Origin of the sequence: Acinetobacter sp. AOR12_HL (assembly GCF_027855275.1) — a bacterium.
GTDB classification, from domain to species: domain Bacteria; phylum Pseudomonadota; class Gammaproteobacteria; order Pseudomonadales; family Moraxellaceae; genus Acinetobacter; species Acinetobacter baumannii.
The window spans coordinates 195520-208421 of record NZ_JAKTIJ010000016.1; the positions used below are offsets into that span (position 1 = coordinate 195520).

12 protein-coding genes are annotated in these 12902 nt (G+C 39.6%); 4 read left to right on the forward strand and 8 right to left on the reverse strand.

Annotation, left to right across the window (positions count from 1 at the left end; genetic code table 11):
- The first annotated feature begins 9 nt into the window (after positions 1-9).
- A complete protein-coding gene (locus MKL36_RS07350; RefSeq protein WP_086374178.1) occupies positions 10-3606 on the forward strand; it encodes an SbcC/MukB-like Walker B domain-containing protein in 3597 nt (1198 codons plus the stop codon).
- 201 nt (positions 3607-3807) lie between these two features.
- Here MKL36_RS07350 and MKL36_RS07355 read toward each other — a convergent pair whose 3' ends face one another.
- Positions 3808-4500, reverse strand: coding sequence for a YggS family pyridoxal phosphate-dependent enzyme (locus tag MKL36_RS07355; RefSeq protein WP_021510937.1), 693 nt, complete (start codon positions 4498-4500; stop codon positions 3808-3810).
- A 126-nt stretch (positions 4501-4626) separates the two neighbouring features.
- On the opposite strand from MKL36_RS07355, the gene MKL36_RS07360 reads away from it, so the two are divergent.
- Both MKL36_RS07360 and MKL36_RS07365 read left to right on the forward strand, forming a co-directional pair.
- Positions 4627-5664 (forward strand): type IV pilus twitching motility protein PilT, encoded by a 1038-nt coding sequence (locus MKL36_RS07360; protein WP_000355489.1) that lies wholly within the window; start codon positions 4627-4629, stop codon positions 5662-5664.
- A gap of 27 nt (positions 5665-5691) precedes the next feature.
- Positions 5692-6810, forward strand: a complete 1119-nt coding sequence (locus MKL36_RS07365) for a PilT/PilU family type 4a pilus ATPase (RefSeq protein ID WP_000347036.1) — start codon at positions 5692-5694, stop codon at positions 6808-6810.
- A gap of 69 nt (positions 6811-6879) precedes the next feature.
- On the opposite strand, the gene fur is transcribed toward MKL36_RS07365, so the two are convergent.
- The gene (gene fur / locus MKL36_RS07370; protein ID WP_001122847.1) at positions 6880-7317 is read right to left on the reverse strand and encodes a ferric iron uptake transcriptional regulator; all 438 of its coding nucleotides are present in this window, start codon (positions 7315-7317) and stop codon (positions 6880-6882) included.
- A gap of 111 nt (positions 7318-7428) precedes the next feature.
- Here fur and MKL36_RS07375 point away from each other — a divergent pair, with 111 nt between their 5' ends.
- Positions 7429-7827 carry an outer membrane protein assembly factor BamE gene (locus tag MKL36_RS07375; RefSeq protein WP_001170994.1) on the forward strand — a complete coding sequence of 133 codons (399 nt, stop codon included), beginning with the start codon at positions 7429-7431 and terminating at the stop codon, positions 7825-7827.
- Positions 7828-7881: 54 nt separating this feature from the next.
- Here MKL36_RS07375 and MKL36_RS07380 read toward each other — a convergent pair whose 3' ends face one another.
- From MKL36_RS07380 to argB, 6 genes are all read right to left on the reverse strand, one after another.
- Positions 7882-8205: an RnfH family protein gene (locus MKL36_RS07380; protein WP_000442585.1), complete on the reverse strand. Its 324-nt coding sequence runs from the start codon at positions 8203-8205 to the stop codon at positions 7882-7884.
- Positions 8205-9272 (reverse strand): hypothetical protein, encoded by a 1068-nt coding sequence (locus MKL36_RS07385; protein ID WP_000092403.1) that lies wholly within the window; start codon positions 9270-9272, stop codon positions 8205-8207. The genes MKL36_RS07380 and MKL36_RS07385 overlap by 1 nt, the downstream gene beginning before the upstream one ends.
- Before the next feature lie 152 nt (positions 9273-9424).
- Positions 9425-9880: a bacteriohemerythrin gene (locus tag MKL36_RS07390; protein ID WP_000782976.1), complete on the reverse strand. Its 456-nt coding sequence runs from the start codon at positions 9878-9880 to the stop codon at positions 9425-9427.
- Positions 9881-10132: 252 nt separating this feature from the next.
- A complete protein-coding gene (locus tag MKL36_RS07395; RefSeq protein ID WP_000336554.1) occupies positions 10133-10981 on the reverse strand; it encodes a class II glutamine amidotransferase in 849 nt (282 codons plus the stop codon).
- Between the two features lie 108 nt (positions 10982-11089).
- On the reverse strand, positions 11090-11872 hold the full coding sequence (locus tag MKL36_RS07400) for a GNAT family N-acetyltransferase (protein ID WP_000890283.1): 783 nt from the start codon (positions 11870-11872) through the stop codon (positions 11090-11092).
- Positions 11873-11992: 120 nt separating this feature from the next.
- The gene (gene argB / locus MKL36_RS07405) at positions 11993-12901 is read right to left on the reverse strand and encodes an acetylglutamate kinase (RefSeq protein WP_001135419.1); all 909 of its coding nucleotides are present in this window, start codon (positions 12899-12901) and stop codon (positions 11993-11995) included.
- Position 12902 lies beyond the last annotated feature (1 nt).

Genomic DNA, 12902 nt, shown 5'->3' on the forward strand with positions numbered 1-12902 from the left:
GGATATGTCATGAAAATTTTATCCATTCGAATAAAAAATCTGGCATCGCTTGCTGATGAGCATTTTATTGATTTTGAAAGCGCACCTCTGGCCCATGCAGGTCTCATTGCAATTGTGGGGAAAACTGGCGCAGGTAAGTCGACTATTCTAGATGCGATGTGTCTGGCCTTGTTTAATCGAGTCCCTCGCCTTAAAGACAGCGATGGTAAATTAAAAGATGTTGATGGCTCTGAGTTACTAACCAACTCTCCTTTAACTGTTTTACGCCGTGGTACAGGCCATGGTTTTGCTGAGCTTTGCTTTATTGCGCAAGATCAAAAGCGCTATTTGGCTCGTTGGGAAATTAAACGTGCACGTGAAAACCCAAATGGTAAATTGCAAAGTGTGCAGCGCCACTTAAAATGCTTGACCGATGGTGTCGTGCTTGCCGACAAAGCCAAAGCAGTTGATGAAAAAGTTAAACAAATTACCCAGCTTTCATTTGAGCAGTTTACTCGTGCTGTATTACTTGCGCAGTCAGAAGTCACTGCATTTTTAAAAGCTCGAGACAGTGAACGTGGTGAATTACTTGAGTACCTGACCAACTCCAGCATTTTCGCCAAAATCGGTGAACTGGCTTTTCGTAAAACAGCTGATATTGCAAAGCAGCGTAAACAGCTGGAAGAGTTTTTAGGCCATATTGAAATTTTGTCTGATGAAGAGATTGCTGCATTTACCGAGCAATACCAGCAAGCCGAACAAAACTATCAACAGTTAGAACAGCAAAAACATGTCTTAGACAAACAGCAACAATGGTTTGAACGTAAAGCAAAACTTGAGCAAGAAGTTCAAACGAAACAGCAACAGTTTCAAACCCAGCAAAATCACCATCAACAACTGGCCAGTGAACGTGAACAATTAAAACGTCTTGAAGTTTTCTCTGAAATACGCCCACAAGTTTTTCAGCAAGCTCAAAATTTACAAACACTGCAACAACTTGAGCCGCAAATTCAGCAAGCTCAAACCAAATTTAATGAGTTGGTGCAAATTTTTGAAACGGGACAAAAACAATATCAACTTGCAGAACAACAACTCAAACAAACTCTCGATTTTGAGCAACAGCATCAACATGCTTTAAATCAAGTTCGACAGTCCATTCAAGAACGCGCTTTTATTGCCGATGAATATAAAAAGTGCAAAGAAAAAAGACAGGTAATTGAGCAAAACCTAAGCCCACTACAACAGCAGCAAAACGCTGTACAACAGCAGGTTGCACAGCTTGAGCAAAACAAAATTCATTTACAACAGCAGCTGCTCCAGACTCAGCAATATGCTGTATTAGATAAGGGTCTTTCAGCGCATCTTCATCAACTTGGGCAATTTATTCAAAATTACCAAGCAATTGAAGAACAGCTCGGTAACCCTACCCTTGCTCACCAAAAGCTATCGGAAGCTAAAAGTGAACTCGAACAACTCACAGCTTCACTAGGCACCGTTGAACAGATTGAGTTAAAGCTTGAACAGCAACGTAAAGACAAAGAACAAAAGCTTGCTCAAGTCACGCAGTTAGATCTGATTCAGCAAAAAATAAAAATTTATCATGAGCTATATGCTGAACTTCAGCAATTCTCTGAAAAATATACTCAAGCCTCCACGCAAGAAGAGCAACTTAAAACCGTTTGCCAGTTAGCTGAACAAGACTACCAAACAGCAAAAAATGAACGTGAAAATTTACAGCACATCCTGCAACAGCAACGTTTACTACACACCGAAAATATTGAACAGTTACGTGCCAATCTTAAAGAAGGTGAAGCATGTTTGGTCTGTGGAAGCATCCATCACCCCTACCGTGTTGACAATAGTGCAGTCTCTAAAGCGTTGTTCGATTTGCAGCAACAGCAAGAGCAACAAGCTATTGCACTCGAGCAAACTAAGTTTAATGCATGGCAAACCCAGCAACATGCGCTTACCCAGTGTCATGCTGAGCTTGAGCAAGTTCAGAAATATCTAGCTCAACTTCAAACAAAACAATCAAGCTTGCAGCAAGAGCTTAAGCAAGCGTTTAACCTCAATCAATTACACATTGAGCTTAATCAAGCTCCTGAACAAATCTTACAAACACTTAATGAGCTGAGACAAACGACGCAAACTGCCATAAGTTTATTTGACTCAGAAAATGTGCGTTTAACCCAAGCCATTAAACAACACAATCAGCTTGTTCAAACTATTCAGCGTAATGAAAGTTTGCTTAATACAGCACAGCAATGGCAACAACAAGTTCAACATATTGTCGAGTGTTTATCGGAAACCGAACAGCACGCATGGCAGCAAGCAAGTAGCCAAACAGCTAAGCAGACTTGGGCTATTCTTGATGCACGTGCTAAGCAACTTGAACAACAAGAACAGCTTTCACAGCGTTTTGAACAACAGCAGCAAGAACTTAAAATGCTGACTGCTAGCCTTGAGCAAATGACCAAGCAAATTGATGAGATCGATCAAAATCTCCAAGAGATTACGCTTAAAGGCCAACAAAATAATGAAAAAGCGGTATCGCTCATTCAGCAAATGACAGGCCGTTCGGATATTAAGCCGCATGAATGGTTAATTGAGCATGACGCTAAACGTCAGCACCAACAAACGGCGTATCATGAGGCTAAACAGCGTTTCGAACAAACCAGACAACACTTTGAACAACAAAAACAGGCGCTCGATCAACTTAAACATCAGCATCAACACACAGAACAACATCAACAGCAGCTTGATGGGCAAATTCAAAACTGGTTAAAAGCCCATACTGATTTTCAGGCATCTGATCTTACGGCACTTATACAGATTAATTCAGCTCAAGAGCAAGATATTCGTAACCGTCTTAATCATGCCGAGCGTTTATTAAGTGAAGCCTCTTCTGCCCTTAAAACGATGCAAGAGCAATTAAGCGAGCACTTACAAACTCAGCCAGATATTGAATACAAAAAGCTCGTTACCCTCATTCATGACAATATTGCAAAGCTCAAAGCACAGCTTGAAGTGCGTGACGGGCTAAAGCTGAAGCTTGAATTACATCAGCAAAACCTTGCCAAACAGCAAAAATACGCTGAACAAATTCAAAATATTCAACAAGAAGAACATCGCTGGAGCAAAATTTCAGGCTTGATTGGTGATGCCAAAGGTAAAGAGTTCCGTGACTACGCTCAGCAATATCACCTAGATATTTTAGTTGAACATGCCAACCAACAATTGGCGATGCTTTCTCAGCGTTATACGCTAAAACGTCTAGATCAGTCTTTAAGCCTTGCGATTATTGACCACGACATGGATGGAGAAACCCGCTCTGTTGCTTCTTTATCTGGGGGTGAGTCATTCTTAACTGCCCTTGCCTTATCTTTAGCGATTGCCAATATGGCATCGGGTTCAATGAAAATTGAATCACTGTTTATTGATGAAGGTTTTGGTACTTTAGATGCCTCATCTTTACACATGGTCATGAATGCTTTAGACCAACTGCAAAATCAGGGACGTCAGGTCATTCTCATCTCACACATTCAAGAAATGCATGAACGCATTCCTGTACAAATTCAAGTGAAACCACTTGGCGCTGGTGCAAGTACCATTGAAATAGTGGGTTAAAAACTAAAAAGCCCCGACGTCCTGTCGGGGCTTTTTTAGATTCTGCGTTGGTATGACTCCTGTCGTACCTGTCTGCATCCATTCATGACTTTTTATTGTTATTCTTAGAAACATCCTGTTTCCTGATGAGTTCATAGTATAAAAAAAGCATGGTCTGCCATAGCCGCAAAAGGCCGCAATTTCTGTAAGAAATCGCTTACATCAGCCTTTTTGTGAATAGTCTCTAGCCCCAAATAAAGCTGTGCCTACACGTACCATGGTTGAACCAGCGGCAATTGCGGCTTCTAAATCACTCGACATTCCCATACTCAATGTATCCCAGTCTTCTGGATGAGCATGTTGGTCTTTTACCGCATCAAATAATTTTTTGGCATCTGCAAAAGCAGCTGTATTGTCAGGAGCCGGAATCACCATTAAACCACGTAACCTGATTTTCGGTAGTTGACTCATTTGAGCAACCAACTCGGCAACATCTTCTGGTGCACAACCATCCTTACTCTCTTGCCCATCAATATTGACTTGCAAACAAATATTAAGCGCAGCTTGGTCATCACCACGTTGGTTAGACAAGCGTTCTGCAATAATTAAACGATCTACCCCATGAACCCAATCAAACTTCTCGGCCAAATGCTTAGTTTTATTCCGCTGAACATGACCAATGAAATGCCATTCAATATCCAAATCCTGTAAAGCATCAATTTTATCTAAAGCTTCTTGCAAATAATTTTCGCCGAATGCCCTTTGCCCTGCTGCATACATTTCGCGCAATCTTTCACTTGGATGAGTTTTCGATACGGCTAAAAGTTGCACAGTTTCAGGCGCACGCTGAGCAAGTTCACAAGCTGTTCTGATTTGCTGTAATACGTGCTGTCGCGCATCTTGCAGGTAATTCATTGACAAGGTTCTCATTTTCAAAAAACTTTTTTGCTTTTCACCTAAAGCGAGGTGTTGGTAAGCCTCGGTGAAAGCCGTATATTATTCTACAAAATAATGACATATTTTGATTTACTTGGGGAAATTATGGATATTACAGAGCTACTCGCCTTCTCTGTGAAAAATGGCGCGTCCGATTTACATCTTTCCGCTGGCATGCCACCAATGATTCGTGTTGACGGTGAAGTTCGTCGTATTAACTTACCAGCTCTAGAACATAAAGATGTCCACCGTCTTGTTTACGACATCATGAATGATAAACAGCGCCGTGACTATGAAGAAAAACTCGAAACTGACTTTTCTTTTGAAGTACCTAATGTTGCGCGTTTCCGTGTTAACGCATTTAACCAAAACCGTGGTGCTGGTGCAGTATTTCGTACTATTCCATCTAAAGTCCTCACCATGGAAGATCTAGGTCTAGGACAAATCTTTAAAGATATTTGCGACTATCCTCGTGGCATTGTACTGGTGACAGGGCCAACAGGTTCGGGTAAATCAACTACGCTTGCAGCGATGCTCGATTATATTAACGAAAACCGCTATGACCATATTTTAACGGTGGAAGATCCAATCGAATTTGTACACCAGTCTAAGAAATGTCTCATTAATCAGCGTGAAGTGCATCGTGACACACACGGCTTTAATGAAGCACTTCGCTCAGCACTGCGTGAAGACCCAGATATTATTTTGGTCGGTGAGATGCGTGACCTTGAAACCATTCGTTTAGCATTAACTGCTGCCGAAACAGGTCACTTGGTGTTTGGTACGCTCCACACCACGTCGGCAGCAAAAACCATTGACCGTGTGATTGACGTATTCCCTGCCGAAGAAAAAGACATGGTTCGTGCCATGCTGTCTGAATCTTTACAAGCGGTTATTTCACAAACCCTGCTTAAAAAGAATGGCGGTGGCCGTGTCGCAGCCCATGAAATCATGATTGGTATTCCGGCTATTCGTAACTTAATTCGTGAAAACAAAGTCGCGCAAATGTACTCAGCCATTCAAACTGGTGCCAATCATGGCATGACCACACTCGACCAAAGCTTAAAAGGCTTAGTCGCTCGCGGTGTAATTAGCCCGCAAACCGCACGTACTGCGGCAAAACAGCCTGAATCATTCTTATAAAAACAACAAAATAGCGAGAATACAATTATGGATTTTAATGACTTGCTCAACCTGATGGTTGAAAAAAAATCTTCCGATCTCTTTATTACAGATGGCGTTGCGCCCTCTATGAAGATTAACGGGCAAATTGTTCCAATTTCAAAAAACAGTCTTTCTGGGGAAGTGATTGGTCAACTGTTACATTCCATTATGAGCGAAAAACAACGCAAAGAATTTGCAGAAACTCGTGAATGTAACTTTGCCATTATGAACCGTGAAAAAACGGCGCGTTTTCGTGTCAGTGCTTTTCAGCAGCGCGACATGCCAGGCATGGTACTACGTCGTATTGAAACCAAGATTCCTTCAATTGATGACTTGCAGTTACCGCCTGTACTTAAAGATTTATCGATGACCAAACGCGGCATTATTATTTTCGTAGGCGCGACAGGCACAGGTAAATCTACTTCATTGGCTTCAATGATCAGCCATCGTAACCATAATTCTAAGGGCCATATCATTACCATTGAAGACCCGATTGAGTTTATTCACGAACATGCAGGTTGCATCATTACTCAGCGTGAAGTCGGGATCGATACCGACTCATTTGAAATTGCCTTGAAAAATACACTACGACAAGCGCCGGATGTGATCTTAATTGGTGAGATCCGTTCTCGTGAAGTCATGGACTATGCGATTGGCTTTGCTGAAACAGGTCACCTTGTATTAGCTACCATGCACGCTAACAACGCCAACCAAGCGCTCGACCGTATTATTCACTTTTTTGAAAGTGATCGTCATAGTCAGCTTTACATGGACTTGTCACTTAACTTAAAGGCTATGATTGCGCAGCAGCTCATTCCAACACCAGATGGTAATTCACGCCGTGCAGCAATTGAGATTTTAATTAACTCACCATTAATTTCAGACTACATCCGTAAAGGTGAAATTCATGAAATTAAAGATTTGATGAAACGCTCACGTGAACTTGGTATGCAGACCTTTGACCAAGCTTTATTTGATTTATATAAAGCTGGTCAAATTACCTACAAAGATGCACTTAAACATGCTGACTCACCGAACGATTTACGTTTAACCATTAAACTTGCTGATGAAGGTCCCGATCAATTATCAGACGGGAAACAGCATTTAACTTTTGACCGCCAGTAATTTCTTCATAAAAAAAGGAAGGTTAAACGTAACCTTCCTTTTTTATTTGTTTTCTTTATGTGAAAACGATTATTTCTTGCGCAATGCTTCCTGACATTCAGGTTCATTACAGTAACCATAGAGATTTAATGAGTGACCCGTTAAGGTAAACCCATGTTGTTCTGCTACAGAATGCTGTTCTTTCTCGATAACATCATTAGTAAATTCAATGACTTTGTTACAGTTTTGGCATACTAAGTGATCGTGATGATCTTCTTGCATGATTTCGAAAACAGAATGGTTATTTTCAAAATGATGACGTTGAATAATACCCGCAGCTTCAAATTGTGTTAACACACGGTAAACTGTCGCAAGTCCGACATCTTCCCCTTGCTCTAACAAAGTCTTGTAAATATCTTCGGCGCTAAGATGATGTTGTTTTGAATTTTCTAATAATTCCAAAATCTTAATTCGTGGAAGGGTAACTTTAAGTCCAGCTTTGCGCAAATCTTGATTGGAAATAGGCATGAAAAAAGGTCTCTCAACAAATCTCAAGTTGGAATAGGCAATAGAATTTAGATGAAGTATGATCTATCCTTTGATCAAATGCATCATAATTTATTGGGATAGTGTAGCAAAATGCAAAAACTCGTGCTGACGTTATTCGTCACTTCACTCCTAGCTGGTTGTTCAATCTTTGGTGTATATAAGGTTGATATTCCTCAAGGGACTCCATTGACTAAAGCTCAAGCCTCTCAAGTACAGGTCGGCATGAATTTCCAGCAAGTGCGCTTTTTGCTTGGTAGCCCAACAGTGACTGATCCCCTCAATCCACAACGTTGGGACTATATCTACAACTATATCCCGGGAACATATGCTAAAAAAGCGAAAATCCCCGCAGCACATGGTCAGCATTTAAAAATTTACTTTGATGGAACTGGAACCGTAACTAAAATTGAAGGTTTAGAGACTATTCCAGAATCGCAACCAGGTTTACCTGCTTCCAAAGAAGCAATTTTAACTGCCCCACCACTATAATCGTTTTTTCTAATAAAAAGAAACCCCTCTAGTGAAATACTTGAGGGGTTTTGCTTATTGAGCTGATTGCTTAAAGCGATTGCCTTTAATGTATCTGCCTACAGGGTTTTTCGCAGCACGTTTCCGGCGAATATCTTTTGGATTAATCGTTAATGGTCGATAAACCTCAACTCGATCACCCGCGTGTAATACCGCATCAGTTTCTACTTTTACTCCAAAAATGCCGAGCTGAAGTGGTTCAGGCAAATCAACTTGATTTGATAAACCACTTGCTTGAACTGCCTGTGCAGCAGTCATTCCCTCTTCAAATGGAACAGAAATTAAAAACTGTTGTTCCGGTACCGCAAAAGCGACCCAAACTTGTTGTGTACGTTCCATTAGATACTTTGTCCAATTACAGCAATCATTGCCACAATAATTGAAAGCGGCAATACGATACGTACAGCAATACGCCACAAGTTATAAAAAAGCTCATTGCTAAAATTCATCGATTTACGTAAGTGGCTAATTTTCATAATCCAACCTGCAAAAACTGCATAGATTAAGCAAATAAGTAAGCCCCACAGCATAAGAATGAGCGTGAATAAATTATGAACTTCCGGCACAGCCCAAACTGCAATTGCTACAACAATAATCACCCATTGTAAAACAGGCATAAGCTGACGCTGAGCAAGTTGTTCTCTAGCCAACTGCACAAATAACGCGGATGTCATTACTCCGGTAAATATCCACGTTAAAACGGGTAATTGAGCCTGAAGCGAGAAAAAGCCAAAAGCAACCACAGCAATGAGCTGAGCTAACCAAATTGGAAGAACAGTTTTCGTTGCGCCTTCTTGCGCCTGAACAGCACCTACACTATTTTGCCAGTAAAGCCCTAAACCTAACCCGCTCGCGACAAGTGCAAGTACAGTTGCATTACCCCACTCCTTAAACTCAACACTGGTCCAATGCCAAGGTTGTAAAGTCGAGCCCATCATATTTGCCAACACAATAGAAGCGATTACTCCTAAGGTCATTAATAGAATAAGTATTTGGCGTGGAATAAAAGATAATACCAAGGCAGCAACTGCAAGGCCTGCAAAAATAATTTGACCGGAAATGCTTGGGGCAAACTGTGCAACTAATATATTGCTCGCAGTACTTAGAACGTTACCCGCTAAGAAAGGAATAAAAACAACAGCAAGCCAGCCAACCACACGCCATTTAGGGGAACTATCAGCTTCACGAGTTAAACTCGATAACGCATTTAAAGCGGTTGTTTTTGATCGTTTTGCTAAAGCAATTTCCAAATAACAAACTGGTAATGCCAATAACAACATAGTGCCAAACCACAATAACCAGAAATCGATTTGACGATCAATCTGGATTCCCATGGTGGGTGCCAAAGTGGCCATGATGACAAAAGATAAGCAAAACGCCATAAGAGGCGATAACCATCGTGACATAGGTATGTCCTGCATTATGCATTCCTTGAAAAAGTCTATAGATATTTTGCCCGTCTCATGCATGAAAATCAAAGTTTGCACAATAAAAAAAGCAAACCACCGAAACGATAGTTTGCCGCGCTAACTGTATATTAGAGTTTTTTTAGTTAAGGTTATGAGAAAAAACGGGCGAACCAGTTCTTTCCTTTCTTCTTTTCTTTTTCTCTAATAATCCCCATCATATTTTCTTTTACTGCCCCCACATAATCGGCATCATCATGTTGAATATGGTTAATTAACCATTTAGCCAAGATCTCTTGTAATTCTGCTTCAATTGTATGGCCCATTTCAAAACGTTCACGATATAACTCTATTTTTTTAATAAATAAGTCATGTACACGTTTATGAGGCACTCTATATTTATAATCCGCTTCCTCTTGTAAACTTTCTTCAAAGGTAAAATGTGATTGTGTATAATCAATAATATTATCTAAAACATCTTTAATACGACGTCTATCCTCATCATCTTTTACATCATCAATCTCATTAATATAATCCAGTATTCGTTTATGTTGCTCATCAATAACGTCAATACCAGTATTATATTCTGAAGCCCATTTCATTTTCATACATCACCCCCAATGATGTTCAATGACTGTTGCATAAACCGCATCTTATCTTTAAAGGGTATAAATAAAAACAAAGCTATTTTGTCGGCTTTAAATAAATAAAAATGAATAAATAGTTAAGATTTTGATTTTTAAAAAATTAATTAATATTAACCAACTAAAAAGATAAAGTATTTTTTAAACAAAATACTTTATTATTAAATAAACAAAAATATATATTTCTTAAGAAATTACATTTCATTCAATAAAAAATTAATATTGGTCAGCACGAGTAATACGCTTAAGTTCAGGATTTTTCTCTTCACGTATTAATCTTTCAACTTGAGTAATCGCTTTTTTTATAGGTTTACCATGTTGAAATAAAATCATTTCACCAGGTTGATAAGCAATCCATGTTTCATTATGAGTTAAAGGCTCAGTGGTAATTACTGCAACTCGATCTTCAGGAGTTGTCACCTGACTAAAATCAACCTCAACATCTAAATCAATTAAATGTGCATTATTGAATGGATATTCTCGAACTAACCAATGTAATTTAGTAATCGCATAACTAAATAAAGCTTGCCCATTCGATAAACAGAAATTAAATGTCCCATATTCTGCAATTTGAGGGGAAATCTTTTCTAATACTTCAAATATCTGCTCAAGCGTTGGTTCTTCATAACCAAATACTTCTACCAGTTGATCTAATAAATAACAAAATGCTCTTTCGCTATCGGTATTCCCTACCGGCGTAAAACGTCCGCTCAAGGGTGGATTAAAATCATGTAAATCGCCATTATGGGCAAAAATCCAGTGACGTCCCCATAACTCCCGAATAAAAGGATGTGAGTTCTCAAGCGTAATTTTGCCTTGAGTCGCCTTACGAATATGTGCGATTACATTACGTGATTTAATGGGATAATTACGAATAAGATCAGCAATTGGTGATTCAACTGCAGACTGGTTATCTACAAATAAACGGCATGCCTTATCTTCAAAAAAGGCAATACCAAAACCATCACTATGGTCAGAGGTAATTCCTGCGCGTTGTGAAAAACCACGGAAAGAAAAAGTGATATCCGTTGGTGTTGCACAATTCATTCCTAATAGCTGGCACATATTGTTTTTAAACTTTCACTTCATTACCCCATGCGTACTATTGTGCATGAGAGTAAATTGGCTTGTAAATCCCAATATGCGCTCGCTATTACAAAATATAAGATAACTTTATCGCTGAGCCATTTTGTTCATTACAAACGAAGTGGCAATTTTATTCACTTCTAAAAATACAAAGTAATCGAGACAGTTAAATTCAGCATCAAAGAAGGCATCTTTGGATAATTTAGACTGCATACTCAAATACATTTGGAATAGTTTCGGCATCCGCTCGTCTTGAGGGAAACTAAACTCCGGATATTCAGGTTCATAGATTTTCTTAGAACGAATATCGATGGTTTTAGTGTCCGGTAACTGCTGAATTTGACGGTGCGTATAGTACGCTCTAGCCAAATTATCTTGCAGATGAATACTGACACATCCCATCAAATATTTAGCGCGCATTGACCACAATACTTTAGGTGCAAGATTCAGCCATAATGTTGAAAGTGCCTTACCATTACGAAAACGTGGATGCACACAAGTACGCCCTATCTCTAATACATTTGGCAAATGTGACAAGTGTGGGACAATGTCAAACTCATTAGCACTGTAACTTTGCCCTATTTCATGGCCTTGGAAGAGCTTAAGTCGTGTATAAGCAACAATCTCTCCTGTCCATTTTTCTCTTAATACAGCATGCTCACAGCCAAAATCGTAAATATCTTGATCTAAATTATCTTCAAATTGAATGCCGAATTGTTTACTAAATTGTTGTGCACGAAACCGTTGTACATCTTGTAATTCTTTTAAATTATCAACCCATTCAAAGCGGAATTGTGTTTGATTGTTAGCCTTATGGCGATTTAAAGGTAAAGTCCAGGTTTGGCGATATTGATTAAATTTTTCCAGCATAATGAACGCTCCTAGTGACACCCACTACACTAGTCAAAGCTCATGACAAAAAAATGACCAAAATTAAATGGCATAAAAAAAGACCACTTAGCGTGATCTTTTAATAAAAAATAATGAGGTTTAGTGAGTTGTTTGTGTACGGTTAGAAATAAGCGTACCAACTCCGTGATCTGTAAAGATTTCAAGTAATGTTGCGTGCGGTACACGACCGTCAACAATATGTGCGCTCACAACACCACCTTTTACAGCGTCAAGTGCACAGCCTACTTTAGGAATCATTCCACCGTAAATTACGCCTGTTTCGATTAAACGGTCAACTTCTTGTGTCGTTAAACCGGTTAAAAGGTTTTTGTTTTCATCTAATACGCCACTAATATTAGTCAGCAGAATTAATTTTTCTGCGCCTAATGCTTCTGCGACCTTCCCAGCCACCAAGTCAGCATTAATATTGTAAGTATTACCTTTTTCATCAACACCTAATGGAGCAATAACAGGAATAAAGTCGCTTTGAGTAAACATCTCTAATACGTCAGTTTTAACCCCGGTCACCTCACCAACCATACCTAAATCGATATGTTTGATAGAACCGTCCTCTTCTTGTTTTTCCATTAATAATTTACGGGCACGTAATAGGTTGCCATCTTGACCAGTCAAGCCAATTGCACGGCCGCCATGTTTATTAATCAAATTAACAATAGATTTGTTTACGCTACCGCCTAGGACCATTTCAACCACTTCCATCGTAGCTTCATCGGTCACACGCATACCATCAATACGGTCAGACTCACGTCCTAATTGCTTTAAGAAAGAGTCAACTTGTGGGCCACCGCCATGCACAACAATCGGGTTTAAACCCACAGTTTTAAGTAAAACGATATCGCGGGCAAATGAACTTTCCAATTCAGGATCAGTCATCGCATTACCACCGTATTTCACCACCAGCGTCTTACCAGAAAAACGTTGAATATATGGCAAAGCTTCAATCAAGATTTTTGCTTTGTCGACGCCGAGATGCTGATCTTGTGGCATT